The following is a 228-nucleotide window of genomic DNA, read 5'->3' on the forward strand; positions in this document are numbered from 1 at the left end:
ATCAGTGCGAAAATACACCGAAATGGTGGAGATCAGTAATATTGGACAAAACAATATGCACTGTCTATATATACAGTTAAATTTTGCTAGAGATTCATATCATGAAATCACCTTTTTTAACTATGATAGCCGAACAAATGTATCTAAAGCGTTATGCTAAAAGTACCATTAAAGCGTATTTATACTGGATAGCTTCGTTTATTCGTTTTAACTCTATGAGGCACCCAA

Annotated in this window: 1 protein-coding gene; it reads left to right on the forward strand. The window is 32.9% G+C overall.

Annotation, left to right across the window (positions count from 1 at the left end; translation table 11 throughout):
* Positions 1–122 precede the first annotated feature (122 nt).
* The coding region (locus R2R70_RS23845; protein ID WP_410979468.1) for a phage integrase N-terminal SAM-like domain-containing protein at positions 123–228 on the forward strand (106 nt) is incomplete at its 3' end.

This window comes from Cobetia sp. SIMBA_158, assembly GCF_046566945.1.
GTDB classification, from domain to species: domain Bacteria; phylum Pseudomonadota; class Gammaproteobacteria; order Pseudomonadales; family Halomonadaceae; genus Cobetia; species Cobetia amphilecti.